General features: G+C 69.3%; 25 protein-coding genes and 4 tRNA genes. 20 read left to right on the top strand and 9 right to left on the bottom strand.

What is annotated here, in order from left to right; genetic code table 11:
* The first annotated feature begins 700 nt into the window (after positions 1 to 700).
* From ACIQAK_RS12875 to ACIQAK_RS12860, 4 genes are all read left to right on the top strand, one after another.
* Complete coding sequence (locus ACIQAK_RS12875) at positions 701 to 1906, top strand: helix-turn-helix transcriptional regulator (RefSeq protein WP_366392264.1); 1206 nt, start codon at positions 701 to 703, stop codon at positions 1904 to 1906.
* Positions 1907 to 2067: 161 nt separating this feature from the next.
* On the top strand, positions 2068 to 2232 hold the full coding sequence (locus tag ACIQAK_RS12870; protein ID WP_366392247.1) for a hypothetical protein: 165 nt from the start codon (positions 2068 to 2070) through the stop codon (positions 2230 to 2232).
* Between the two features lie 204 nt (positions 2233 to 2436).
* Positions 2437 to 2913, top strand: a complete 477-nt coding sequence (locus ACIQAK_RS12865) for a hypothetical protein (protein WP_366392246.1) — start codon at positions 2437 to 2439, stop codon at positions 2911 to 2913.
* Positions 2914 to 3057: 144 nt separating this feature from the next.
* A complete protein-coding gene (locus tag ACIQAK_RS12860; protein WP_366392245.1) occupies positions 3058 to 3312 on the top strand; it encodes a phage DNA packaging protein J in 255 nt (84 codons plus the stop codon).
* Positions 3313 to 4029: 717 nt separating this feature from the next.
* Here the strand turns inward: ACIQAK_RS12860 and ACIQAK_RS12855 are convergent.
* The gene (locus ACIQAK_RS12855) at positions 4030 to 4191 is read right to left on the bottom strand and encodes a hypothetical protein (RefSeq protein WP_366392244.1); all 162 of its coding nucleotides are present in this window, start codon (positions 4189 to 4191) and stop codon (positions 4030 to 4032) included.
* Positions 4192 to 4689: 498 nt separating this feature from the next.
* Between ACIQAK_RS12855 and ACIQAK_RS12850 the strand changes: the two genes are divergently transcribed.
* The 10 genes from ACIQAK_RS12850 to ACIQAK_RS12805 all read left to right on the top strand — a co-directional run bounded on the left by ACIQAK_RS12850 (position 4690) and on the right by ACIQAK_RS12805 (position 12605).
* Positions 4690 to 5352 (top strand): HAD-IA family hydrolase, encoded by a 663-nt coding sequence (locus ACIQAK_RS12850; RefSeq protein WP_366392243.1) that lies wholly within the window; start codon positions 4690 to 4692, stop codon positions 5350 to 5352.
* Positions 5353 to 5495: 143 nt separating this feature from the next.
* A complete protein-coding gene (locus ACIQAK_RS12845) occupies positions 5496 to 6644 on the top strand; it encodes a helix-turn-helix transcriptional regulator (RefSeq protein ID WP_366392242.1) in 1149 nt (382 codons plus the stop codon).
* Positions 6645 to 6837: 193 nt separating this feature from the next.
* A complete protein-coding gene (locus tag ACIQAK_RS12840) occupies positions 6838 to 7284 on the top strand; it encodes a hypothetical protein (protein ID WP_366392241.1) in 447 nt (148 codons plus the stop codon).
* Positions 7281 to 7475 (top strand): hypothetical protein, encoded by a 195-nt coding sequence (locus tag ACIQAK_RS12835; RefSeq protein WP_366392240.1) that lies wholly within the window; start codon positions 7281 to 7283, stop codon positions 7473 to 7475. Before ACIQAK_RS12840 ends, ACIQAK_RS12835 begins: the two co-directional genes overlap by 4 nt.
* A gap of 79 nt (positions 7476 to 7554) precedes the next feature.
* Entirely contained in the window at positions 7555 to 8442 is an 888-nt protein-coding gene (locus ACIQAK_RS12830; RefSeq protein ID WP_366392239.1) for a glycosyltransferase, read from the top strand.
* Complete coding sequence (locus ACIQAK_RS12825) at positions 8439 to 9320, top strand: phosphotransferase (RefSeq protein WP_366392238.1); 882 nt, start codon at positions 8439 to 8441, stop codon at positions 9318 to 9320. The genes ACIQAK_RS12830 and ACIQAK_RS12825 overlap by 4 nt, the downstream gene beginning before the upstream one ends.
* Complete coding sequence (locus tag ACIQAK_RS12820) at positions 9317 to 10048, top strand: glycosyltransferase (protein WP_366392237.1); 732 nt, start codon at positions 9317 to 9319, stop codon at positions 10046 to 10048. The genes ACIQAK_RS12825 and ACIQAK_RS12820 overlap by 4 nt, the downstream gene beginning before the upstream one ends.
* Positions 10049 to 10080: 32 nt before the next feature.
* The gene (locus ACIQAK_RS12815; protein WP_366392263.1) at positions 10081 to 10953 is read left to right on the top strand and encodes a PIG-L family deacetylase; all 873 of its coding nucleotides are present in this window, start codon (positions 10081 to 10083) and stop codon (positions 10951 to 10953) included.
* The gene (locus tag ACIQAK_RS12810) at positions 10947 to 11561 is read left to right on the top strand and encodes a hypothetical protein (RefSeq protein ID WP_366392236.1); all 615 of its coding nucleotides are present in this window, start codon (positions 10947 to 10949) and stop codon (positions 11559 to 11561) included. The genes ACIQAK_RS12815 and ACIQAK_RS12810 overlap by 7 nt, the downstream gene beginning before the upstream one ends.
* A gap of 6 nt (positions 11562 to 11567) precedes the next feature.
* Positions 11568 to 12605 (top strand): glycosyltransferase, encoded by a 1038-nt coding sequence (locus ACIQAK_RS12805; RefSeq protein WP_366392235.1) that lies wholly within the window; start codon positions 11568 to 11570, stop codon positions 12603 to 12605.
* On the opposite strand, the gene ACIQAK_RS12800 is transcribed toward ACIQAK_RS12805, so the two are convergent.
* The 8 genes from ACIQAK_RS12800 to ACIQAK_RS12765 all read right to left on the bottom strand — a co-directional run bounded on the left by ACIQAK_RS12800 (position 12602) and on the right by ACIQAK_RS12765 (position 20182).
* Positions 12602 to 13687, bottom strand: coding sequence for a phosphotransferase (locus ACIQAK_RS12800; RefSeq protein WP_366392234.1), 1086 nt, complete (start codon positions 13685 to 13687; stop codon positions 12602 to 12604). The two genes, ACIQAK_RS12805 and ACIQAK_RS12800, sit on opposite strands and share 4 nt — an antisense overlap.
* A gap of 320 nt (positions 13688 to 14007) precedes the next feature.
* Positions 14008 to 14529 carry a toll/interleukin-1 receptor domain-containing protein gene (locus tag ACIQAK_RS12795; RefSeq protein WP_366392233.1) on the bottom strand — a complete coding sequence of 174 codons (522 nt, stop codon included), beginning with the start codon at positions 14527 to 14529 and terminating at the stop codon, positions 14008 to 14010.
* Between the two features lie 586 nt (positions 14530 to 15115).
* Positions 15116 to 15189, bottom strand: a tRNA-Lys gene (locus ACIQAK_RS12790).
* A 346-nt stretch (positions 15190 to 15535) separates the two neighbouring features.
* Positions 15536 to 17887: a DEAD/DEAH box helicase gene (locus ACIQAK_RS12785; RefSeq protein ID WP_366392232.1), complete on the bottom strand. Its 2352-nt coding sequence runs from the start codon at positions 17885 to 17887 to the stop codon at positions 15536 to 15538.
* Positions 17888 to 18126: 239 nt separating this feature from the next.
* Entirely contained in the window at positions 18127 to 18708 is a 582-nt protein-coding gene (locus ACIQAK_RS12780) for a hypothetical protein (protein ID WP_366392231.1), read from the bottom strand.
* A 273-nt stretch (positions 18709 to 18981) separates the two neighbouring features.
* Entirely contained in the window at positions 18982 to 19356 is a 375-nt protein-coding gene (locus ACIQAK_RS12775) for a CrcB family protein (protein ID WP_366392230.1), read from the bottom strand.
* Positions 19353 to 19835 carry a CrcB family protein gene (locus tag ACIQAK_RS12770; RefSeq protein WP_366392229.1) on the bottom strand — a complete coding sequence of 161 codons (483 nt, stop codon included), beginning with the start codon at positions 19833 to 19835 and terminating at the stop codon, positions 19353 to 19355. Before ACIQAK_RS12770 ends, ACIQAK_RS12775 begins: the two co-directional genes overlap by 4 nt.
* Positions 19832 to 20182: a metallopeptidase family protein gene (locus ACIQAK_RS12765; protein ID WP_366392228.1), complete on the bottom strand. Its 351-nt coding sequence runs from the start codon at positions 20180 to 20182 to the stop codon at positions 19832 to 19834. Before ACIQAK_RS12765 ends, ACIQAK_RS12770 begins: the two co-directional genes overlap by 4 nt.
* A 112-nt stretch (positions 20183 to 20294) precedes the next feature.
* On the opposite strand from ACIQAK_RS12765, the gene ACIQAK_RS12760 reads away from it, so the two are divergent.
* From ACIQAK_RS12760 to ACIQAK_RS12735, 6 genes are all read left to right on the top strand, one after another.
* Positions 20295 to 22001: a metallophosphoesterase gene (locus ACIQAK_RS12760; RefSeq protein ID WP_366392227.1), complete on the top strand. Its 1707-nt coding sequence runs from the start codon at positions 20295 to 20297 to the stop codon at positions 21999 to 22001.
* 80 nt (positions 22002 to 22081) lie between these two features.
* Positions 22082 to 22154: transfer RNA gene (locus ACIQAK_RS12755), tRNA-Glu, on the top strand.
* Between the two features lie 38 nt (positions 22155 to 22192).
* Positions 22193 to 22267, top strand: a tRNA-Asp gene (locus tag ACIQAK_RS12750).
* A 21-nt stretch (positions 22268 to 22288) separates the two neighbouring features.
* A tRNA-Phe gene (locus tag ACIQAK_RS12745) sits at positions 22289 to 22362 on the top strand.
* 546 nt (positions 22363 to 22908) lie between these two features.
* Positions 22909 to 24360, top strand: coding sequence for a class I SAM-dependent methyltransferase (locus tag ACIQAK_RS12740; RefSeq protein WP_366392226.1), 1452 nt, complete (start codon positions 22909 to 22911; stop codon positions 24358 to 24360).
* Positions 24357 to 25292, top strand: coding sequence for a BsuBI/PstI family type II restriction endonuclease (locus tag ACIQAK_RS12735; protein ID WP_366392225.1), 936 nt, complete (start codon positions 24357 to 24359; stop codon positions 25290 to 25292). The genes ACIQAK_RS12740 and ACIQAK_RS12735 overlap by 4 nt, the downstream gene beginning before the upstream one ends.
* Positions 25293 to 25426 lie beyond the last annotated feature (134 nt).

Raw genomic sequence — 25426 nt, 5'->3', positions numbered from 1 at the left:
CCGGGGTCTCCCGGGCGCCCTCTGCTGCGGACGGGGCCGCCGCCGGAGGAAGAGCGGGCGGCTCGGGGCCGGGAAGCGGCCTGTCGGGCCCCGATGCGGTGAAGCATGCCGATGACTTGTGCGGCTTGGGCCACGTTGATGCCCTGCTCGAAGGTAATGCGACGGTGAGCACCAAGTGGACTTATTCGGTCAATTCAGTCATACATAAACGTTGGCTCTCAAATCGACTTGGAAGAAGAGGGGCCGAGAGAAAACGGCTCGCGGTCCTCACCTGCTGGCAGATCCGCTCGGGGCAGCCCCGGATCCGGCAGTCGCCCGAGCCGCGCCACTGTCGCCTCCCCGGCGACTGCCGCTGACCCACCCGCTCGCGCAGGCTTCCAGGTACAACGAAGCGCCCCGGCCGGCCGAAGCCGGTCGAGGCGCTGAGTAGCAGGTGGACCGCGCGCGAACTAGCCAAGCTCAACCGCCTCGTCGGCCGACTCTGCCTCACCGCGGAGGACATCGCCGAGGACGGCAACGAGCTCTCGCTGAACCAGTGGCAGATGCTGGTCGACGCCGAGCTCGCCATGGCCAACCGGCAACTGGCCGCCTGACGGGCCCCGGCCCCCACTCGCTTCGGCGGTTGGGGGCCTTCGTCATGCCCGGGCCAGCCGGGGGCGCCCGGAGTACCGTGGACACACACCTGATGGCGGGGGTCCACATGAACGTGACCATCGGCGACCGTATCCGGGCGCTCAGGGAATTCCGTGACATCACCCAGGACGAACTGGCGCGGCGCAGCGACGTGTCGGTCGACACCATCCGCAAGCTGGAGCAGGGCGTGCGGGAGTCCGCCCGGATCAACACCCTGCGCGCTATGGCCCGGGCGCTGGACGTCCAGCTCGAACGCCTTGTAGGGCAGCCCACCGTGACCCAGCAACTCACCGACGATGGCGGCCTCCTGGCCCTGCGCGACGCCATCCAGGACCCGGGCTCGCTGCCCGGCGTTCTGGGCTACACGGACCTGGAGGACCCGCCGAGCCCGGCCGAATGGGCGCGACAGGCCAAGGCCGCCACAGACACGTACTGGGCCGGTGGGTACTCCGAGCTCGCCGCTATCCTCCCCGGGCTGCTGCGGGACGGCCGCGCCACCGCCCGCCAGCACAACACCGAGGACGTGTGGCGGGACCTCGCCCTCACCTACCAGCTCGCCGCGTCCCTTTCCACCCAGTCCGGTCATCCCGACTGGGCGTACACCGCAGTCGAGAAGCAGCTCGCCGCCGCCGCGCGGGCGTCGGACCCGCTGCTGGAGGGCATGGGCGTCTCCACCCTGTCGTGGGTGCTCCTGCGCCAAGGCCGGTGGGAGCAGGCCCGCGATGTCGCCGAGCGGAAAGCGGACCAGCTGGAGCCCCCGCGGCGGCGTGCAACGGCCGACCAGCTCGCCGTGTACGGCAACCTCCTCATCGCCGCCGCGACCCCCGCCGCGCGCGCGGATCAGCATGACGAGGCGATGCAGCTGCTGACGCTGGCCGAGTCCGCCGCCGTGCAGTCCGGGCCCGTGAAGACCTACGGCACCGCGTTCAGCGTGACCGACGTCCGTACCCAGCAGGTGAACATCGCTCTCGCCGGGTCCACGGGGCGGCCGGACGTGGCGTTGACCGCGTCGGCTGGGGTGGATCTCGCGGCCATCAGCCGGCCGGTGCACTCGGCGTCGTACCGGGTGGACATCGCGCAGGCCCGCTACCAGACCGGCGACAACGCCGGGGCGCTGGAGATCCTGCTAGAAGTTGAGGCCGACCAGCCGGAGTGGGTCAAGTTCCAGGCCGGGGCAGCGGCCACGGTCCGGGAGATGCTGGAAGCCGAACGCCGGCGGAACTCCACGCTGCGCGGCCTGGCGTCGCGGCTCGGGGTGGACCCGGCCCTGTGAGGTAGGACGCTACGTCCTGCTTCGGCGAGGCGGGGGTCCGTAGAGTGGTGGGGTTCGCCCCTGGGATGTGATCGAGCAGGCACCTAGCGTGATTCTCACGACAGCGGCGTCGGTCTCCCCGCCAGGAACCGGCCGACGCCGCCCCACCCCAGGGGGCGAGCATGAGCGCCGAGACAGCGCGGATGACGCTGAAGGTGTACGAGGTCAACCGCGACGGGGTGACCCGGGTCTTACGCGAGGAGACGGACGTCACTCCCCTGCCGGAGCCCGAGACGTCGCACGCCTACCCGCCGTGCCAGTGCCCCTCGTGCAAGGCGAAGCGGTGAACGCCGCCGCCCCCGAACTGGACTCCGCCTACCGGGCGTGGGTCGGTCACACGGCCACCTGCGCCACGTGTGAGGCCGGGGTGTCGTGCCCGACGTCCGTGCGGCTCGGCCGCATCTGGAGAGAGGTACGAAGCTGCCGGGGCGGCCGCCCGGGCGGGCGCCCGGCCTAGACTGACCCGGCCGCCCCGGAAGGAATGATCACAAATGCGACCCGCGCGATTCCAGCAGTTCGCCGTAGAAGCCCTGACCAAGGCCCCCGACGTGAAGAGCGTCGATCCGTGGGCGGAGCCCGAGCGCCCCTTCGGCGTGCACATCATGTTCATGAGCGGGGCCCAGATCTGGGCGGCCATCACCGCAACCGCCGCGCCGGGCGAGGACTACAAGCAGCCGGAGAACCCTGTCGTCTACGAGGCGCCCGCCGAGGTCGCTTACCCGGAACTGTACGAGGACGGGAAGGTCACCCCGCAGCTGGCGGAAAAGTACCTCGCCGCCGCGCTCACCAACAGCGGGTCCGGTGAGATCGCCACGGTGTACGCGTACACGGTCAACGACCCGGGGACCGCCAACCCGGGCATCGGGGTCAAGTTCCACAGCGAGGCACGCATCCAGGTGCTTTTCCAGCACACCGCGCGTGCCGGCCAGGACAAGGATCGAGCCTTCGACCTCCAGTCCGCCTTCTGATCTCCCCGGCCCTGACCGGGACTGGGCGCATGTGCACCACCTGTCAGCACCACCCCCATCGAGGAGGAACTGATATGTGCAGCCACGAAGCTCCCGGCCGGCGGTTCGACCCCGGCCTGACCGAAGGCAACTGCCCCGTGTGCGGTGCGGGGGTCGGGAGCCCCCCCGGCTCGCCGACGACGATGCACCAGCGCAACGGCACCGGGACCGAGACGTGCCCCGGTAGCGGCGCCCCCGCCCTGTAGGGGCGTAGCCCGCCCAGGACGACCGCAGCCCCTGCCTCACACGAGAGGCGGGTCTGCCTCGTGTGATCGTTTGCACTTCGATGGAGCATCGGTTGAGCGAGCGTCCGAAATGAACCCGAACAAGCAGCGACCCCAGACCAGAGAAACGCTCTGACCTGGGGTCCAAGGGTAGGCCGTGTGGGACTCGAACCCACAACCAACGGATTAAAAGTCCCGGCCGGGAGCGGGTGGGTGGTGCCGGGCTATGTTGCGCTGTCCCGGAATGCCTGGTCGGACGGGGTGGGCGAAGCCGCGCGGTCCGGACGGAACCGGGCCGTGCCGGGACGTCCGCTCACGCATCGCTCACGCAGCATCGGCTCCTTGAGTAATAGCACTGCTCCGCAAGGGCGACGGGCCTTGGCTGGCCTAACCCAGTCCATGTCTCGGGCTACGACTTCCACACGCCCTGCTAGCGAGCTACCGACCATTCATGGCTACGCCCACAGCCAGGGTGACGCCCCCAAGGGCAACTGCGAACAGCCGCAGTTTCCACGTTACGGGATGAGTGATCGCTCGCTGGGCCAAAGTCCAGTGCCGATATAGCAAGTAGCCCGCTCCGTCGAGAAGAACAGCGACACCACCTGCCAGCCAGATGTACGGCGTCACGGCGTGGACTAGGTCTGCGACCCTCGAGAAGAGTTCCCCGCCAGGAACTGACTGCGTCCACCACGCCACTGTTGGGCAGAACGCCCAAGCCAGCATGATCGCAGCCCAGACCTGCGAGGGCAACGACGGCCGGGAGGTCGCCGAAGTAGAGGTGGCAGCGACTAGATTTTGGGTCCCCCCGATCACGGTGGGCCCGGTGAAGAGGTTGTGGTGCACCTCCGAAGCGTCAGATTCCTGAGTCATATTCCACCGCGCGCATGTTGACGATCTGGGTACCGCCCACCTGGGTTGACCCATGGAACTGGTTGTCATGAACGTTCAGTTGGGTATGAGGCTGCGGCCCTCCCAAGGCATCCTGAAGCTGCCGCGCAAGGCGTTCGTCGGACACGGCAAGTTGGTGGACGTACCCGTACACGGCACTATGCAACGCCGTTGGATCCGATCCTCGAAGACGATCAAGATCTTCGATTCGTACAGCATCGTCGCTTCGCGAACGGCCTAAAATCGCACTCAGTCGCGGGCGCACGGATGTATAGGCATCACTGACAAGCAGTCCCGTAAGTGCCGCAGTAACACTCTCGACCAAAAAGCCCATATCCGACATGTAGCCCCCTACCTCTCAGTATGGGTAAGGGTACGCAGAGCGACACCATCTGTCAGAGAGATCACCGAACAACGCCGCCTCCTTCCATGTACTGGCCAGCGGGCGTTCCGCCGATCCCGGGCCGATTCACTTGATGCTGCACATCTAATGAGAGCGGGGGCGGGTCTTGGCTTGCCCCTCTGCGGACTGCATGGGGCCAGTAACACCCCGGACTCTGCGCAGTCACATTGCCGCGCGATAGCGTCGCCCAGGAGACCAACTGCGGAAGGGGCCAAGCGCCGGATGTCACACAACACGGAGGCGTCCCAGACGGATAAGAAGCGCGGCCTGATCCTCGACTTCGCCGGCGTGCTCACCGCCAGCCCCGTCGACGTCCACCGTGACTGGTGCGTCTCCGAAGGGCTGGCCCCCGGAGCGTGGCGCGGCACCCTCAACGATCATCCCGAAGGGCGTCGCCTCTACACGGCGTTGGAGATCGGCGAGATAGGGCAAGCCGAGTGGAACCAGAGCACGGCCCCGCTTCTCGGTGAGCACATCGATCCGGTGAACCTGATGGGGCGGGCCTGGGCCAAGGTGCCTGTGGCTAGTCGTATGGTCGCGCTTGCCCGCGCCGCGCGGGCGGCCGGTCATCGGCTCGCGTTGCTCTCCAACAGCTTCGGCCTCGATCCGTTCAACCCGTACGAACACGTCGGCATCTGGGACCTGTTCGACGTACACGTGGTGTCCGAGCTCGTGGGGCTGGCCAAGCCCGACCCCGCCATCTATCAGCTCACTCTAGAACTCATCGGCGTCCCAGCCGAGCAGTGCGTTTTCGTGGATGATCACGCGATCAACCTCCCACCGGCTGCCGAGCTGGGCATCACCACCGTCCACGCGACCGACGAGGACACCGCAGTGGCCGAGCTGGAGACGCTCCTCGGCGTGACGGCGGCGTCCGTCGCATAGGGCCAACTACTGTCCGGTCAAAGCCTGTCGGCACAATTGCTTCACCCAGTACTGTCCGTGTATGTCCCGTCACGCGGAGGTTCTAGATCGTGCAATGGTCTGAGTACACCACCGCGGAGCGCATGAAGGCGCTTCGCGGCGCCATGACCCAGGAGCAGTTAGCCGAGGCCGCCGCTGTGTCTGTCGGTGTGGTCCGCAAGCTCGAACGCGGAGGGACGGCGTCCCTCCCCTCTCTGCTTTCGATCGCCGACGCGCTCGGCACGGACATCGCCGTGCTTCTCGGGCAGCAGGCTCCCCGGCGGTCCATGGACCGCGACGAACGCGCCGCTCTGCGCCTAGTTTCCGCAGCCACCCATGACGCTGCCATCGGTATCCCCGCCGATGTCGAGCCCGGCACCACCGAAGAGCTCCGTGCAGTCGTCCGTCGCGCGGACGCCGCCTACTGGGGAGGCAGGTACACCGAGCTCGGCACCCTCCTGGGCCGGCTCCTCCCCGAGGCACGAGCCAGGTTCGACGCGGCAAGCAGCGTCGAGCGGGAAGCCGCCGCAGGCATTCTGATCGACACCTTCCAGACTGCGGGCATGGCGGCCAACGTGCTCGGTTCACGTGATCTCGCGTACGCGGCGCTGACGTACGGCCGCCAGATCGCCGTGCAGACCGGGGACGATCTACGGGACGCCCACCTCGCCGCGACGACCGCGTGGGTCAACCTTCGAGACGGCCGGACGAAGCAGGGCTTCCTTCTCGCCGCAGCCCAGGCCGACCGGATCGAACCCAAGATGAGCGAGCACGATCCAGACCGGTTGAGCGTGTACGGCCAGCTCGTCACGAACGCCGCTGTCGCCGCGTCCCGAGGCGGTGCCGGAGCGGACAGCGCCCGCGAATATCTGTCTCAAGCCCATGCCGTTGCCGCCCGCATAGGTGAGGAACGGGCTCGTGGCTCCCATGCCCAGCCGTACGGGCCCATGTACGCCGCCACGCAGGCCATGAGCATCGCAGTGGCGCTCGGCGACACTGCCGGAGCGCTGCGGCTGATGGATACCGTTCGCCTGGACGAGGCCGTACCCCTGGCAACCCGGGCCCGCTACGGCTTGGACGTGGCCCTCACCCAGGTCGAATGTCGGCGGTGGGACGCCGCCGCCGACACACTCCAAAGAGTCTGCACGATGGCTCCGGGATGGGTGCGCCACCAGATGCTCCCCGGGGTCATCATCAGTCGGCTCGCCGGAGTGTCCGTTCACCGGCTCAGGGGTCTCGCTGACTCCGCAGGCGTCCCACTCGCTGTGCGCTGACTCTCGTCACCACTGCAACGGTCCGTAGCAGTGCGGTTGCTGCCATCTGCATGACTGACACGGATCGTTGCACCTAGCCAAGCCGGCGTCCCTCCCATGCCACGAGGCGTGGCAGGGCGGTTGAGTACGGGCCGCCGTCGGAGTCACGGGCCGTGTCTGGGACCGTGCCTGACAGCCCAGCAGCCTTGTGGGCATGCCGATCAATCCATCCGGCGCTCTGGGTCACGTTCCCGTTGCCGTCTACGTCTGCGCCCTCACCCCCACCGCCGTCCGTGAGGGAGAGGAGCGGGGTCGCTACTACGCCGACGCACGCCACTGGCACGTCGCCGGCGCATGGTCCGACTCCGACCCGGGCCTGCTACTCGCGGAACGCCCCGGCTGGCAGGCCGTCACGGCCGCTCTGTCCACAGGCATGATCCGGGGGATCGTCGTCGGTGCGCTGACTCATGTCGCTTCCGATGCGGCCCAGTTCGCCAGCCTCGGTGTCCTCATCCGCGAACGAGGCGGGTTCCTCACCGACGTCGCCGGGGCCTTGCCGACCCGCCACACGCCCGGCCAGCGCGAGCGGCGACGCGACATCGCAGACGCGGCCTCCGGCTGGTCACCACAGAGCCAAGCGGCCGAAGAAGGTGCTTCGTGACTGCGGCAAGGGCGTGGGTCGGCGACCTCGTCAGGGACGGGTGCGGCACGCGAGCGATCGTCACCGATGTCCGAGCCCGCGGCACCGTCTGGGTGTTGCGACCGCAGGTCGGCAACGGCCCCCACTGGGAGACCGACGACCCCGACACCCTGGAAATCATCGCCCGCCGCGGAGACCACGACGGCCCGTAGGCCCCTGCTGCTCGTCTCCTCCGACAGCCTTCAACCCGTTCGTCATGCCCGTGCACCACTCCCGGAAGGCGGATCACCCATGTACGCGTTCGGCCTGTGCATCGACCAGCAGTATCTCGTCCCCGGTCTCGCTGCCCTCTGCGGGCTGGCGGACGGACTCACTCCTGCGGCCCGCCGCAGGGCCGCCGTACGCGTGCTGACGCTCGACCTCACCCGAACGCAGGCCCTGCTCCTCTCCGACCTCGCCAACCGAAGAGGCTTCGGCTCCTTCGACATTCGCCGTTGCGTCCCGTTGCGGACCTTGCGGATGGCTGACGCCTCCTACATCAGCATCACCACCTATCTGCGTTTCGAGTTCACCAGGGCCTTCGTCCATCGGCCGTACCTGATCTACGTGGATGCGGATGTCCTCGTACGGGGAGACCTCACCGTTCCGCTGGGCTCGCTCCGGCCGGACGAGACCGGTGCCGTACGCGACGAGTTCAACCCGACCGTCGGGGCATGCCCGGCACTGCCCGGAGCTGCCAAACGCTGGCCCCACCTGCGTGGGCGCCCGTACTTCAACGCGGGCGTGCTCTGGCTCCACACCGACCACATGCCCCGTGTCCGCCGAGGCGTCGAGCACGCCCTGACGCACGCGCGGCGCCACATTCTCCACAACGACCAGGACGCCCTGAACCTGTGGCTCCTACGATCCGGCCGAGTGCGCCCGGTGACCGGCGGCTTCAACCGGTTCGAGGTCGGCCGGTTCCTCGAACGCGGGAACTGGGTGCGCCGGGTCGTCATGCGATCGCCGAAGCCCGATCCGGCCGCCACTCTCGTGCACTTCGTCGGTCCCGAGAAGCCGTGGCAGGCCGACTGCCCCGCCACGGAGGACGTCGTCGAGTACCGCCGACACCTGGCGGGTGTCATGAGGCAGGTCCGCCGGCTGGGCGCCGTCGGCATGGACCCGGCGGGTGTGCGGTGACCGGGGCAGTCCCGGCCGTCGTCTCGCGCGCCGCCCGCACCCTGGCCGGTGCTCCGGCCCGCACCGCATGCCGCCTGTCCATCCGCTCGCGCACGGCCGTGTACCGGGCGGGCCTGGCGGACGGGCGGAGCGTCGTGATCAAGCTGTACGCGGCCACCGCACGTCGAAACGCGGCAACGGAGAGCGCCGCGATCCGATCGGTGGCGGACCACGTCCCCGTACCGACTGTCGTCGGATACGGCCATGTCCCTGGTCACGAGGCGACCGCCCTCATCACCTCCGACCTGGGGCCACTCACCCTCGGCAGCGCCATGCGATCCGGTCTGGTCTCCGACGAGCGGAGCCTGAAGGACCTGGCCGGCCTGCTCGGGCGCCTGCACCGGGCACCCGTCCAGCCGTGGGCACCACGTCGGCCGTTCTACGAACAGGTCGCCTCGCTCGGCCGTCGCTGCCCGCCCAGCGAGCTGGACCGCATCGGTCCCGCCCTGGCTGCCATCACCGACGCATCCCCCACGGCGCTTGTGTGGTGCCACGGCGACCTGCACGGCGACAACGTCGTACTCGCCCGACCCCGGGCCGTCCGCCACCTGGTCGACTTCACCGACGCCGCAGCCGGTCCCCGCGAGTCCGACGTCGCCCAGACCCTGGTCATGAGCGATGCCCTCTCTCCACTCCTGGCCCGCACGGTCACCGACGCCTACCCCCTCGCCCTCGACCACCACCTGCTGTCCGCATGGGCCGTCTTCCACACCACGCGCTCATGGGCGTACTCCTCCCCGGGCGACGACCGCGCCCTGTGGGAACGCCGCCTGGACGATTTGAACAGACGCACCCCGTACCTCTTCCGCAACCACCGCCCGGACAGGACGCACCGATGACCACACCCGCCCTGTCGGTGGTGATCCCGGCCTACAACGAGGCCGCCTACCTTCCCCGCTACCTCCCCTCCGTGCTCGCCTCGCTCGCCCGCTGGGAGGAGGCCACGGGCCATACGGGGGAGGTGATCGTCGTCAACAACGCCAGCACCGACGCCACCGCCGACACGGCCGCCTCCTTCGGCGTCCGCGTCGTGACGGAGACCGTCCGCAGCATCGGCCGGGTCCGCAACACCGGAGCGACCTCCGCCCGCGGCGAACGGCTGTTCTTCACCGACGCCGACGTAGCCCTTCCCCTGGAGGCGGTCACCGCAGCTGCAGCCGCCATGAACGCCGGAGCCGTCGGCGGAGCCATCCCGCCGCTCTACACGCCCGAACGTCTCGGCGCCCGCCTGCTGTGCGCCTACTGGGACCACCACCGCACCCGGCGTGGGGGAGCCCAGGGCGTCAACCAGTTCTGCACCGCCGACGCCTTCCACCGCATCGGCGGGTACCGGGACGACCTGTTCATGAGCGAGGACGTGGAGTTCTTCTCCCGGCTCACCACACACGGCCAGGCCGTCGGCCGCCCCGTGACGATCCTCGACGAACTGCGCGTACGTCCGTCGACCCGCCGCTACGACCAGTGGTCGAGCCTGCGGATGCTCTGGTGGCAGAACCCCGTGACCGCCCGTCTGCGCCTCCGGTCGCCCCGTAAGTGGCGCCACTGGTACGAGACCACCGTGCGATGACGAAGGAGTCCCCTGTGCGCCCGCCCTTGCCCGTGCCGGACGGCCACGGCATCTACACCTTCCCCGACGACCTCCACCGCGCCCACCAGGAGCACACCCGGCAGCTCGCCGACCGCCACCACGCCCACGACCACCACGTCCTGGAGGTGACCGCACCTCACACCCGCGTCCCTTACTACATCGAGGCCCGCGCCCCCGCCGGCCGCCCGGTCCTCGTCGTCGAACCCCACCACGACGACTTCGCCCTGTCCGCCTCCGGCACCTTCCTCGTTCGCCCCCGACCGCTCACCGTCGTGACCGTCTTCACCCGCTCCCGCAGCGTTCACCCCGCCCTGGAGACCACGTACACCGACATCGAGGCGGTGTCTGGACTGCGCGACCGCGAGGGTGCCACCGCGCTCGCACCGTTCGGCGCCCGCCGGTACGTCCTCGGCCACAAGGACGCCGACCCTCCGTACCGGCCCTACGCCCCCGAGAGACTCGACCGGATCACGGAGGAACTCCACCGGATCGCCGCCGCCCACTCCGGCGCCGAACTCCTCGCGCCCGCCGCCGTCACCCGCCACCCCGACCACCTCCTCGTCCACGAGGCGGCCGTTCGTCTCGGGTGCCGCTGGTTCTGGGAGGACCTCGCCTTCTGGTCCACGTATGCGCTCGCCGGCTGCGACCAGCACCTCTTCCGTACGCGTACGGGGGCGACGATGCGACCCGAGCCGGTTGACATCACCGACGTGGTCTTGGACAAGGTCACCGTCCTGCGCATGCACGGCTCCCAGATGCACCCGGCCCGGAAGATGTACCGGCCGATCCGGCACGCCTTCACCACGGCCGCCGACCTCGTCGACCTCCCCGACCCACCCGACCTCTACGCCGAACGCTTCTACCGAACGGAGCCGTCGTGCTGATCGTCGCCCTAGAGGGGCCTTCGTACGCCGGGAAGTCCACGGCGATACGCCACCTGCGCCGCACCGCCCTCGGCACCCGGGCGTTCGTCTCCGACTGCTACATCAAGCACATCAGCCACCGCGACGACATCCCCCCGGCCCGCACCGCCTCTGCGGCTACTCAACTCGGCGCCTTCGAGAGGTTCATGGAGATCGAGACCACCAGAGTCTCCGAGGCCGCTGCGAGCGGCAGACGCCTGGTGATCCTCGACCGTTCCGTGGACACGCTCCTCGCCCACGCGTACGCCTTGGACGCCCTGTTCGGGTACGGCGTCCACCACCAGCTCCACCAACGACTCCAGGCACTCCCGTTCCTCCGGCCCGACTACACCCTCTACCTCGACGTTCCGGCCGAATCCCTCCACCTGCGGCGCAAGGCCGCCGGGCATACGGCTGCCGAGTCCGACTACTTCCTCCACGAACCCGCCTTCCTGGACCACGCCCACGACTACTTCGTCCACACGGCCCGACAACCCGTGACACGAGAACTCACCGTCCTGGACGCGGCCGCCGACCCGGACGACGTCGCCCAGGCCGTAGAAGCCCTCGTCTCCTTCTGGGCCAGGTGATCGCCGGTGCCCACCGCCCTCTTCGCCTGGCGCCGCACCCCGCCCCCGTTCCTCATCGGCGGCGCCGAGGTCACCCAGCAACTCCTCGCAGAAGAATTCGCCGCCTCGGGCTGGCACGTCACCTACCTCGGGTCGCACGAAGCCCCCTGGAACGGGAGGACCCAGCTCCCGGAAATGCGCGCCCACCTGGACCTGCATCGTGTCCCGTACGACGAGGAGGCGGGCGCCCTGCACTACCGGTGGAACGGGGTCGCGTGCTCCGCGTTGACGCAGAACAACGTGGAGCACGCGTTCGGGAGCCTGCTGAGCACGCTCCGTCCCGACGTCGCCTTCACCTCGCAGGAGGGCTCGGCACAACTGGCCGCGCAGGCCCGACCGACCGTGCTCGTCGCCGGCCTGCTGCACTCCGTCTCCACCACGGGCCTGGGCGTCCTCGCCGGCCGACCCCACTACGGCCTCGCCGTGTCGGAGTTCGTCCGGTCCCGCGCACCTCACGCCGCGGGAACCCGCCTTGCCGTGATGTATCCGCCGTTCGCTCCACCTGGGCCGAGCACGGACGAGATCCGCTCCGCGTCCGTACTGATGATCAATCCCATCCCGGCCAAGGGCTCGGATCTACTCCATCAGCTCATCCGCCTCATGCCGAAACAGCACTTCACCCTGGTCGAAGGCTGGTGGGACACGGCCGCCGACTTCGCCGCCCACCCGAACGTGACGTACGTGCCCCGCGTGTACGACATGGCGCCCCTGTACCGAAGCCACCGCCTGCTGCTGGTCCCGTCCGTCGTAGAGGACGCCTTCCCTCGCGTGATCATCGAGGCCGCGCTGCATGGGACCCCAAGCATCGGAACCGACCGGGGCGGCATCCCCGAAGCAATCGGCGAACCCGGGATCGTCCTGCCCGGCACTGCCGGTCCCGAGACATGGGTGCGGGCGATCCGGAACGCCGACTGTGAGGCGCTAGGAACGAAGGCCCTGCGCCGGGCGGCCCGATTCACGCGACCGCGCCTCCCCGAACTCCAGGAGCTCGGTATCCAGAGCTAGGCAGTCCCGGCGAACGCCTGCTCCACCGTGTCGAGCCGCTCCGTCCACCAGTGAAGGAGCGCCTCGTCGGCAAGGAACAGGTCGTCGCAGGAGCGGTCGCCCCGGTCGTAATGGAATTCGAGCTGCCAGAAGTCCGTCATCCGCTTCCACCACAGCCGCCGAGCGGCGTCGACCAGCGCGGCCGGTTCCAGCGGGATCACCGACCGGTAGCCGGTCATGAACGCCGACACCCGGTCCAGGTGGAACACGCCCTGCACACCGAACTGCACCTGCGCCGTGCGCACGACTTCCTCCGCATACGGACGGATGCCCAGCCGGTCCCAATCCAGGATCGCCACCAGCTCACCACCTGCCCAGAGGAGGTTCCGGTACTGTAAGTCACCGTGCGTCCACCCGTGCGGTCCCATAGGAACGTCGCCCTCGGGGCTCAGGTGGGCGTGCTTGTCGAGAAGGAGCTTGCGCTCTCGGAGGGCAGTGGACACAGCCATGTCGAAGGCGTCATCGGCGCTCCGGGCCGACACCACTTCGGCAAACCGATCGGCCTTCTGCACGGCTCGCCCGGCCTCGGTCGCCTCCGCGGCGACCGAGGCCGGTACGGCCGGCAGTCCTGCGCCTTCGGCGGCGCGGTCCAGCGCCGCATGGAGCCGTGCGAGATGTGCGCCGAGTTCGGACACCTGCGGCAAGGACAGGTCGATTCCGCGCACGTGTTCCCCGTCCGACCAGGGGAACAGACAGTAGCCGCTACCGCCGACTTCGGCGATCACGTCGCCCGAAACGGTGGGCAGCGGAGCACATGCAGGGACCCCGCGCGAAACGAGGACAGGTAGGACCGCGAGATTACGCCGCAGCCGGTCGATCTGCACGTCCGTGACCCGCTTGAGGGCGTACCTCCCGACCGAAGTGTCCAGCCGCCAGTTCACGTTCATCAGGCCGTCGACCAGATGCCGTCGATCCAGCACCTCGCCGATGTCGAACGCCTCGACCAGCGCGGCAAGATCGCCTACGGGAATGTGCGTCCTGTCCGCCACGTTCGCGTCGGTCACCCCGACGACGATACGGGAGTCGGCTGCCCAGGCGCACAAGGATCACTGAGCTGCTACTGCGGGTCCGGGCGCCTACGACGGGAGACGCCCGGACCATCGTGATCAACGCCGTCGTACGTGTGGCTGCTGCGGTGCAGTGGTCGGTTCGGCCACCGGCAGGTGGGCCGGGGTGCCGGGGCGTCGTGTGGTGCTGCGGGCCATGGCTGCTTGGGCGCGGGGGCTGGGGGTGTGGCGTTGGCCGAGGCGGTGGATGCGCCAGGACAGGGTGCGGGCGGGGGCCGGTGGTGGTGAGACGGTGGCGCGTGGATGCAGGAGCCTTCCAAGGCGCCGGAAGGCTCCTGCATCGAAGGGAATGCCCTTCAGTTCGCCACTGTGGGCGGCGCGGTCAGGTCATCTTCCACAGCAACCAGCTCGGCGATCTTGACGGCAATGTCTGCCATTGAATCATCCGCCGTATTCAACCCGTTTCGGGAGGCGAGCAAGGGGCTGACCTTGCGGAGTTCGTCGTAAGTCGTCTCGTGCACCACAGGGATCAGCAGGTCACGTGCAAGGAGCTCCGAGAGCTCCTTGTCAGAGACACCACGGCTGTCAACGCGCTTCAGTAGCGCAGGGGTGACCAGGACGAGACCCGTCCGCGACTTCGCCAGGCCCCTGTCGATTTCCCGCATGAACGGTTGGCCGAGCACAATGTCCTTCTCGCTGAACCAGACCGATACGCCTTCTACTCCCAGCAGGTCGTGCAACTCCGTAGCAGCACCGCGCCGGTCATCCCACGCGTGGCAGAGGAAGACGTCACAGAGGTCTGGCTCCTGACGAGCGCGCAACTCGACGGTACGGCGAACGGGATTCAGCGCCCGCACCTCGGCAGGCGTGTAAGTCACGGAGGAAGTGCTCGGCGACCAACTCGGTCGCGTTCCACCTCTGATAGACCCATTCCCACTGCTCGCGCCGCCACCACTACTGCCTCGCGGCGTGTAGTCCGGCTGTGGGTAGTAGGGCCGGGGCGATGAGTACCCGTAGCGTCCGCTGCGGCACGCAGGACACGCCGCAGCCGCGCTGGCAGTCCGATGACCCCGGACCGGGGCCGTACAAAGACTCATAACCACACGGTAGTCCACGCGCCCCTTGGAGCCACTTCTTTTACATGTAGCCCAGGGTTGCTGACATATCCAGCGAGTTGCGATTCCCCGAAGGGTAGATACGGTCGAGTCCGGTCGCGTGCACCGCCACCGCCTGCTCGCCCGCGGTCAATGGACCTTGGTGTGGGGCAGCGTCGATACCGAAGCCGCCAGGAACCGGCAGCGGACTGCACGCCAAGGACAAAGGACATCTGCCGCGCTCCGTGGCAGGCCCTCCCCTCACGCATCGCTCACGCACGAGGCCGGAAACGACGAAGCGCCCCGGCCAGCCGAAGCTGGTCGAGGCGCTAAGTAGCAGGTCAGAGGGGTTCCCTCCTCCTGCTGTCGGTAGGCCGTGTGGGACTCGAACCCACAACCAACGGATTAAAAGTCCGCTGCTCTGACCAATTGAGCTAACGGCCCCTGCAACATCACCCATGAGCATAGCCCGCCCGGTCCCGTCAGCCGATCCGGTATCCGCCTTGGGCCCTGTCACGCCCCCGTCGTGTCCCTTTCGCGCCGGGATGCGGCTTGGGTGCGGCTTGGGTGCGGCTTGGGTGCGTCCAAGATAAGCCCTAGGTGTGCCGTTGGTTGCGGCCCCCGGCCGACGCCCCTGCCGACGCCCTCGGCACGAGCCGGCCAGGGGCGTGAGGGCACTCCCGGGAACAGCAACAGGGCCCGTACGTCACCGAGTCGGTTCGGTGGCGTACGGGCCCTGCCGGTCTGTCAGGCGGACCTGCTCAGCCGGTGGTCACCAGCTGGGCCGTGGTCAGCCGTTGCGCTTCCAGCGCGGCTTGTCGTCGCGGCGGCCGAAGGAACCGGTGTTGGTGCCGGTGTTGGCGCCGCGGTGGTCGTCACGACGGCCGGTCGGGCGGTCGGTGCCACCCGAGCGGAAGCCGCCCGCGGGGCGGTCGTCGCGGCGGTCACGGTTGAACGGGCGGTCGCTGCCGCCGGAGCGGAAGCCGCCCGAGGGGCGCTCGTCGCGGCGGTCACGGTTGAACGAGGGGCGGTCGTTGTCCCTGCGCTCGAACGGACGGCCACCACGGTCGTCACGACGGTCACCACCCGAGCGGAAACCACCCGCGGGACGGTCACCACCCGAGCGGAAGCCGCCCGAGGGGCGCTCGTCGCGGCGGTCACGGTTGAAGGAGGGGCGGTCGTTGTCCCTGCGCTCGAACGGACGGCCACCACGGTCGTCACGACGGTCACCACCCGAGCGGAAACCACCCGAGGGACGGTCGTCGCGGCGGTCACGGTTGAACGACGGGCGGTCGTTGTCCCTGCGCTCGAACGGACGGCCACCACGGTCGTCACGACGGTCACCACCGGAGCGGAAACCACCGGACGGGCGGTCGTCGCGGCGGTCGTTGCCGCCGCGGTAGCCACCGCGGTTGTCGCGGCGCTCGTAGTTGCCCCGCTCGTCGCGGCGCTGCTCGTCACGGGCGGCCGGCTGCTCCGGCACGGACACGGCGGCCACCAGGGCGGCCTCCGCCTCGGCGGCGGCCTCGGCCACCGCCGCCTCCGGGTCGTCGCCCCGCTCGCGCGCGGCACGGGCGACCAGGCGGTCGGCCTCCTCGCGCAGCTCGACGGCGCGGCGCTGGACCCGCTCCAGCTGCTTCGTCAGGTCGGCGGCCTCGCGCTCGGCCTGCTTGGCGGCGTTGTTCGCGGAGTCGGCCTGGACCTCGGTGAGCGAACGGGCGCCGGTGATCTCGGCGACCTCCGGCTCGAAGACGCCCGCGCCCTGGACGATGTGGCGCGAGGCGTCGACGCCCGCGTCCTCCATCAGGCGGAAGATCTGGCGGCGCTGGTGCGGAAGCGCCAGCGAGACGACGACACCGGACTTGCCGGCACGGGCGGTACGGCCCGAGCGGTGCAGGTAGTCCTTGTGGTCACCGGCCGGGTCCACGTTCAGGACCAGGTCGATGCCGTCCACGTGGATACCGCGGGCGGCCACGTCGGTAGCGACGAGCGCGTTGACGTAACCCTTCTTGAAGTCCTCCAGGACCCGCGTACGGGCGCCCTGGGTCATGCCGCCGTGCAGCGCGTCGGCCTTCACGCCGGACTCGATGAGCTGCTCGGCGATGCGGTCGGCGCCCAGCTGGGTGCGGACGAAGATGATCGTGCGGCCCTTGCGGGCGGCGATGGCGGCCGTGACCGGCGCCTTGTCCTTCGGCTTCACGACGAGGACGTGGTGCGACATGGTCGTGACGTTGCCCTGGGCGCTGTCGACCTCGTGCGTCACCGGGTTGGAGAGGTAGCGCTTGACCAGCGTGCTGATCTCGTTCTCCATGGTGGCGGAGAAGAGCATCCGCTGGCCGCCGCCGGGGATCTGGTCGAGCAGCTCGGTGACCTCGGGCAGGAAGCCCAGGTCCGACATCTGGTCGGCCTCGTCGAGGACGGCGACCTGGACGTTCTCGAGCGAGCAGGCGCCGCGGTTGATGATGTCGCGCAGGCGGCCCGGGGTGGCGACGAGGACGTCGACACCGCGCTCCAGCGCGTAGATCTGGTTGCCCATCGACGTGCCACCGCAGACGACCTTCATCTTGAGGCCGAGCACGTCGCCGTAAGGCTGCAGCGCGTCCGCGACCTGCATCGCGAGCTCACGGGTCGGGGTGAGGATGATGCCGCGCGGCTTCTTCTTCTCGGTGCTGCCACCGGAGAGCGATGCCAGCAGCGGCAGACCGAAGGAGAGCGTCTTGCCGGAACCCGTACGGCCGCGGCCGAGGATGTCCTTGCCGGCCAGGGCGTCCGGGATGGTCGCCGCCTGGATCGGGAAGGGGGCGGTCACACCGTTCTGCGCGAGCTTGCGGACGATGCCCTCGGGCAGGCCCAGGCCGCCGAAGGTGACGGTCGGCTCGGCGTCGGCCTCGGGGGCCGCGTCGGTCTCGTCGGCCTGCTCGGCGGAGGCCTCGATCTCGGCCTCGGTCTCGGTCTCGGCGGGAGCCTCGGTCTCGGCGGGAGCCTCGGCCGGCTGGTCCGCGATGAAGTCGGCGACGGACTTCTCGGCCGCCTTCTGGGCCACCGGAGCCTTCTCGGCTGCGGCGGCGGCGCCGGCGGGGGCCTCGGTCACAGCGGCCTCGACGAGCTCGGTGAGCTCGTCGTTGTCGATGTTCTCGGGCATGACGGTGCGGTCAGAACTGGAAATTGACATGCGAAATGCGAAACCTTCCGGAGTCTCGGCACGCGCCCGTAACTCCGTGATTCGCAATTTCGACCGCCTCAATGCGGTCCAGCCACGGCAAGGGAGAGTACGCGCCACACGGCGCTCTTCTGTGTCGGCGCCGGGCAATGGGATCAAACGATCTACTACCATACGCACTCTCACCCACATCGCGCAACCCGGCCCCTCCTGGCACCCCGCTATACCGGCCTCACCTGCGGTGATGCCTCCGGAGTCCGCCACGGGCGCGCCTCATCGGCACCGCCCATCGACTGCGTCCGCAGCTGCGCGGCGGGCGACGCGGAGGGGGGCGGCTCGGGCGGCTGGGTGGGTTCCGGCTCGGGTTCCGGGTCCGGGGCGGGGGTGGGCGGCGGGGCGGGCGGCTCCGGGACGACCGGCGGCGGCTCCCCCGGGCCCGGCGTGGAGGGCGTGGGGGCAGGCGGGTGGCCGGGGCGCGAGGGCTGCGGGGCGCCGGGGACGGGGCGCGGGCCCTTGGGTGTGACCGACGGCACAGCGCCGGACGCGCCCGGCCTCGGCTTCTTCCCCGACTTCTTCTTCCGGTCGGCGTCCGAGTGGGGGTGGGCGTCGTCGCCCCGGTGTCCGGCCTCACCGGTTCCGGGCACCGTCTCCCCGTTCGGCTGGACGGCCTGGCCCTTCGGGTCGGCGGAGCGTGAGGGCCTCGGCCCGGCGGCGTCGTCGCCGACGCTCATACAGCCGGTGGACGCGGCGATCGTCAGCGCGGTGACGGCTGCCCAACGGGCAGGGACGGACAACTGGCGCACGGGTGGCACCTCCGGGGCGGGGCGAGCGGGAGACGGAGAAGCGGGGGCGGAGCGAGCCGTACGGCACGGAGCACGCCGTACGCGGTGTAGCGGGCCGTACGGCACGGAGCACGCCGTACGCGGTGGTGTCGTGCTGTGCCCAACTCCCCGGACCCCGCAGGAGACACGCCCGAAACACCGTCCGCCCCCACCGGGCCGTGTCACCCGTCCCCGAACCCGCCCGGCGAGCCCCGCCCCCCGGCGCGCGCCGGACCGGACCGCGAGCCCCTCGCCCTACGCCCCGAACCCGCCCGCCAGCTCCGCCCCGAGGAACACCGCCCCCAGCCCCACCAGCAGCGACGCCACCAGGTTGGCCGCGGCCAGGAAGGCCCGGCCCGTCTCGGCCAGGCGCAGGGTCTCGTACGAGAACGTCGAGTACGTCGTCAGCGCCCCGCACAGCCCCGTCGCCAGCAGGGCGTACGCCGGCGCGGAGACCGCCGCCCCCGTCAGCACCCCGAGCACCAGGCTGCCCGCCGCGTTGGCCGTGAACGTGCCCCAGGGGAAGACGTACGCGACGCCCGCCCCCTGGTGCGCCTGCACCGCCCGGTCCGTCAGATAGCGCAGCGGCGCGCCGACCGCCCCGCCGACCACCACCAGCAGCCAGTTCACGCGCCCCGCCCCCGCTCCAGGGACCGCGCGTCCCGGCTCAGCAGCCGCCGCGTCGCCACCGCCCCGGCCCATACGGCGGCCAGCGCCGCCACGGCCGTCGCCGCCAGGTACGCGACCGCCACCGCGAGCTCCTGACGCACCAGCAGGCCCGAGACGTCGGCCGCGTACGTCGAGAAGGTCGTGAACCCGCCGAGCACACCGACCCCGAGGAAGGGCCGGACCAGCGGGTGGGTCACCCGGCCCCGCTCGGCGGTCAGCACCATCAGGACGCCGATCAGGGCGCACCCGCTCACGTTGACGGCGAACACCGTCCACGGGAAGCCGCCTTCGGCGGCGGGCCGGAGCACCAGGGCCCCGTACCGCGCGAGAGCGCCGAGCGCACCGCCCGCGGCGACCGCGCCCAGCACTCGCGCCTGCGGGGCGGCGGGCGCTCCGGGCGGCGGTCCGGGCGGCGGGAGAGCCGGCGCCGCGTCGCTCACCCGTAGCCCAGGGCGTGCAGCCGCTCGTCGTCGATGCCGAAGTGGTGAGCGATCTCGTGGACCACGGTGATCTCGGTCTCGGCCACGACGTCCTCGTGGGACTCGCACATCCGCAGGGTCGGGCCGCGGTAGATGGTGATCCGGTCCGGCAGCACCCCGGCGTACCACTCCCCGCGCTCGGTGAGCGGGGTGCCCTCGTAGAGCCCGAGCAGGTCGGGGTCGCCGGGCTCCGGTTCGTCCTCGACGAAGACCGCCACGTTGTCCATCAGCCGCATCAGCTCCGGCGGAATCCGGTCCAGAGCCTGGCTCACCAGCTCTTCGAACTGCTCCCGCGTCATCTCCAGCACCCCGCCATTGTCACGTACCGGGGCCCGCGGCGGGCAGATGGCAGCCGCCCTTGATCCACCCCCGCGGCCGACACACCGCATGGCCGGGGCCGTACCGGGGCATACGGGCCCAATGGTCCGCGCCCCGTTCCGTGCCGCAGCCGACCGCGTCCGGCACCGCCTCACCCAGCTCATCCGCCCGAAGTCCCCGACCCGCAACACCGCCGGTGGTCCCGTCGACCAGGGACTCCGTACGGACTCCGGCTCCGGTGAACGCCCCGGCACCCGCACGCGCTCCAGCACCCGCACGCGCTCCGGCGCACAACCCGTCCCCGGCGACCTGACGGGCACCGCCCCCAAGCCGTACGTACGCGCCCTCGGCATGCTCGCCGTCGTCGTCCTCGGGGCCTGGCTCGGGCTGCTGGCCGTGGGGTCCATCCGTACGCCGGTCGGCCCCATGGACACCAACATGACCCTGCGCCCGTCCCTCACCGGCGGCAGCAGGATCAACGTGTCCCCGCTCGGCGCGCTGGAGCTGGACTCGCACATCGCCCCGCTCCGCCTGGACGTGGACGTGGACCGCCTCGACCCCGTGCGCTCGCAGGCCCTGGTGGACCAGCCGGAACGGTTCTCCGGCCTCCAGGACGAGGTCACCCGGGACGTCGCCGCCGGTACCAAGGAGCTGGCCGTGCGCTCCTGCGTCGCCGTGATCTCCGGGGCCACCGTGCTCGGCCTCGTCGTCTACCGCCGCCCGCGCCGCGCCCTGGCCGCCGGCGGTCTGGCCCTGACCCTGCTGGCCGCCTCGGGCGTCAGCGCGTACGCCACCTGGAACCCGAAGTCCGTCCTGGAGCCCAAGTTCTCCGGGCTGCTCTCCAGCGCACCGTCCCTGGTCGGTGACGCCCGCTCGATCGTCACCGAGTTCGACATCTACCAGCAGGAACTGGCCCGCCTGGTCACCAACGTCACCCGGCTGTACGACGCGACCTCCACGCTTCCCGTCTACCAGCCGGACCCCGGGACCATCCGCGCCCTGCACGTCTCCGACATCCACCTGAACCCGGCGGCCTGGCACATCATCGCCTCGCTCGTCGAGCAGTACGAGATCGACGTGATCATCGACTCCGGCGACACGATGGACCACGGCTCCGCCGCCGAGAACGGCTTCCTGGACCCGATCCGCGACCTCGGGGCGCCGTACGTCTGGGTGCGCGGCAACCACGACTCGATGGTCACGCAGGAGTACCTGGAGAAGTTCGGCAACGTCCGCGTCCTGGACGACGGCCGGGCCGTGAACGTGGCCGGGCTGCGGATCGCCGGCACCGGCGACGCCCAGTTCACCCCGGACCGCTCCAAGCCGGTCGGCGGCAAGGCGGCCGCCCAGCTGGAGGGGGCGCGCCTGGCATCCGCCCTCCGTGACCAGGAACAGGCCGGCACCCCGGTCGACATCGCGGTCGCCCATGACCCGAACACCGCCCGGCAGACCGAAGGCACGGTTCCGCTGGTCCTCGCGGGCCACCTCCACAAGCGGATCAACGAACAGCTCAAGGGCGGTACGCGGCTGAAGGTCGAGGGCTCCACGGGCGGTGGCGGGCTGCGCGCGGTGCAGAACGACAAGCCGGAGAAGGTGCGCGCCTCGGTGCTCTACCTGGACCGCTCGACCCGTCGGCTCCAGGCCTGGGACGAGATCACGCTGGGCGGTCTCGGGCTGACGACCGCCGAGGTCAGCCGCCATCTTCCGGAGGAGAACCTGAAGAAGGACACCCCCTCCTCCCCGGCCCCCACCCCGTCCTCGAAGCCCTCCCCGACCGGCTCTCCGACGCGGCCGACGCCCACGCCGTAAACCGTTTTGGCGATAGCTCCACCCATCCCATATGCTTCTCACGTCCCCGACGCGCTGCAAAGCGAACAGGCGGGCCAATAGCCCTCATCGTCTAGTGGCCCAGGACGCCGCCCTTTCAAGGCGGTAGCACGGGTTCGAATCCCGTTGGGGGCACGTTTTACCGTGTGCGAGACTTGTTTCGCACATTGCTTGGTCCTGTGGAGCAGTTTGGAGTGCTCGCCACCCTGTCAAGGTGGAGGCCGCGGGTTCAAATCCCGTCAGGACCGCTGCAGCCCCAGCGGCTGCGTGGCTGGGTAGCTCAGTTGGTACGAGCGATCGCCTGAAAAGCGATAGGTCGCCGGTTCGATCCCGGCCCCAGCCACCTCCCGAGATCGTCCCGGGCAGCATGCTGCCCGGGACGATCTCGTTGCCTGCCCGAGCAAAGGCCGCCCCTGGCCGCAATCGGGCTTCACGTGCTGACACGGTGCTGACGTGTCAGCACCTGGCCGCCGCGGTTCCGGGCTGCCGAGACTTCCTTCTCCCGCGCAGAACCCGTGCTACTTCAATTGCGGCACATGCCGCCCTGCCAGACCAAAGCAGGGTGGCGGTGGGCCGGGGCACGAGTGGTCTGCTCTGAGAAGGCGGTCTGACGACTGGTACCGGACACGAGGACGGCCGTGGCTACCAGGCAGTGCCCTCGGCCAGGAGGTCAGCGCACACAGCGCCTCCGCGCAATCTTCGCGAACTCAGCCAGGGAAGGGCGGCACCTCGCTGCTGATCTTCGCCCCGGGCTCTGGTTACGTTCCGAAGATCAGCTATAGCCCGCAACGGCGGCTTCCGTACAGCAGTGCCACGGGAAGCGTCAGCGTGCTGAGCTGTCAGAGCCCTCCGGCATGATTGACACATCCGAGAGACAGGATGTCGTCGTATGAGCGTGGAGCTCCTCAAGCGGGCCGAAAAGCGCCGCAGGACTGCCTTGGCCGGACTCGATGTCGAAGAGCAGGCGCAGCGCGGCCAGTACTTCACACCGCACCTCGCGGCTCAGATCATCGCTGGGCTGCCGCACGTCGTCGAGCTCGAGAGCATGAGAGTGCTCGACCCTGGGGCCGGCAGCGGGATCCTGTCAGCAGCTCTCGTCGATCGGCTCCGCGTTGATCGCCCTGGCCTGCCCGTCCACATCGTCGCTGTCGAGAACGACGCCGCCCTCCACCCTGCACTGGTAGAAACTCTGGACGACCTCGAGACGGTCGAAGGCGTTACCACGGAGCTCGTCGCCGCAGACTTCCTGGGCTGGGCGCTAACCACCGACGAGCGCTTCGACCTGGTCATCCAGAACCCGCCCTACGCGAAGCTCCGCACCGGGAGCGAGTCCCAGAACCTTCTGCGCAGCGCGAAGATCATCGTGCCGAACATCTACGCGGCATTCCTTGACCTTGGCTTGCAGTTGCTCGTCGACGGTGGCCAGCAAGTCGCCATCACCCCTCGCTCCTGGATGAACGGCCCCTACTACGCGGCGTTCCGCAGGAGGTTCGTGGGCGCGGCAGGCATCGACGCGATCCATACCTTCGAGAGCCGCTCAAAGGTCTTCGGGGATACCGGCGTGCTCCAGGAATCCATCGTGGTCTCGGCGACACGCGGCCGCACCCCGGACAACGTCGTCGTCCATACCTCGCACGATCACAACAGCACGCCGTCCTCTCGTATGGTCGCCTACGGGGACATCGTGACCCCCGACTTCATTCATGTTCCTGCGACCGAGCGCGACGCGCAGGCCGTCGCGTGGATGAGCACCCACGCCCGCCACACGTTGGCCGATCTCGGACTGACGGTCTCGACCGGCCGGGTAGTCGACTTCCGCTCCCGCGAGATGCTGCACCACGAGCACATCCGCGGTGCAGTGCCCATGATCAATGCCACGCACATCCGTGGTGGGGTCACGCAGCACCCCATCGGCGCAAAGAAGCCGGAATGGTTCCACGCCGAGCCAGCCGACGCGGCCAAGCTGCTAGTGCCTGGCGGAGACTACGTACTGATCAAGCGCTTCTCTGCCAAGGAGGAGCGCCGACGCGTCGTGAGCGCTGTCTGGCGGTCGGAGGGCGAGGTCGCCTTCGACAACAAGCTCAACTACATCCACCAAGACGGCCACGGCCTGGCAGCCGAAGTCGCCGATGGTCTGTCAGTCTTCCTGAACTCGACACAACTCGACAGCTACTTCCGCGTCTTCTCCGGCCACACGCAGGTGAATGCGACCGATCTGCGACAGATGCGCTTCCCCTCGCTCGACCAGCTGCGGGAACTAGCGGCGGTAACCTCGCGCGACCAGCTGGAGATCGACGCTGCGGTGGAAGCCGTTCTCGCGCCGACGGAGGTAAAGGCATGACACGGCTCGACGAGGCCAAAGAAATCCTCAAGGCCTTCGGCTTTGACAAGGGACGCTCCAACGACCGCAGCGGACGCGCACTGCTGGCCCTTGCTCAGCTGAAGGAAGACTCCTCGTGGGCCGATGCAACGAACAAGATGCTCGGTGTCCGCGCAATTCTCGACTGGATTCGCGACCAGCTCGGGCACGAGATCGCCGAGAACACGCGCGAGACCTACCGGCGACAGACGCTGCACCAGTTCCGCGATGCCGGATTCGTCATCTACAACGATGACAACCCCGGCCGCCCGACGAACTCAAGCGCCAACAACTACCGCCTCAACCCCAAGGCACTCGAGGCCATCAGACTCCACGGCACGCCCGCGTTCGCCGACGCGGTCCAGGAGTATCTCGCCGCGGCTCCGGGCCTGCTGTCGATGTATCAGGCCGCACGCACCCTGACCCGCATCCCCGTGACGCTCCCCGGCGGAAAGGAACTCTCGCTCGGAGGCGGTGGTCAGAACGTTCTGATCAAGCAGATGATCAACGACTTCTGCGGGTATTTCGTGCCCGGCGGCAAGGTGCTCTACATCGGTGACGCCGACGAGAAGCTCATGCACTTCGACGAGCAGAAGCTCGCATCGCTCGGCGTCTCGGTCGACACGCATGGCAAGCTGCCTGACCTCGTTGTCTACCAGGAGGAGAAGAACTGGCTTTTCCTGATGGAAGCCGCCTCGACGCATGGACCTGTCGATGCCAAGCGTCATGGTGAGCTCCAGGCGCTGTTCGCCGGATCGACGGCCGGCCTGGTCTACGTGTCCTGTTTCCCTGATCGGCCGACGATGCGCAAGTTTCTCGCCGATCTCGCGTGGGAGACCGAAGCGTGGTGCGCGTCGGACCCAACGCACATGATCCACCTCAACGGCGAACGGTTCCTCGGACCTTACGCCTAGGCAGAGGTCACATCTTCAGGCATCTTCGAACGACACTGAGCTCCCGTGGTCCCGTCGATCACAGGGCCACAGCACTTATGGGCTACGCGAGCGGCCCATGCCACAAGTAACGGCGACACGGTGAAGTTCCGGCG

It is taken from the genome of Streptomyces sp. NPDC088706, from assembly GCF_044752765.1.
GTDB lineage: Bacteria > Actinomycetota > Actinomycetes > Streptomycetales > Streptomycetaceae > Streptomyces.
The sequence above is the reverse complement of the archived record's forward strand: the minus strand, read 5'-3'. Positions and strand labels throughout refer to the sequence as shown.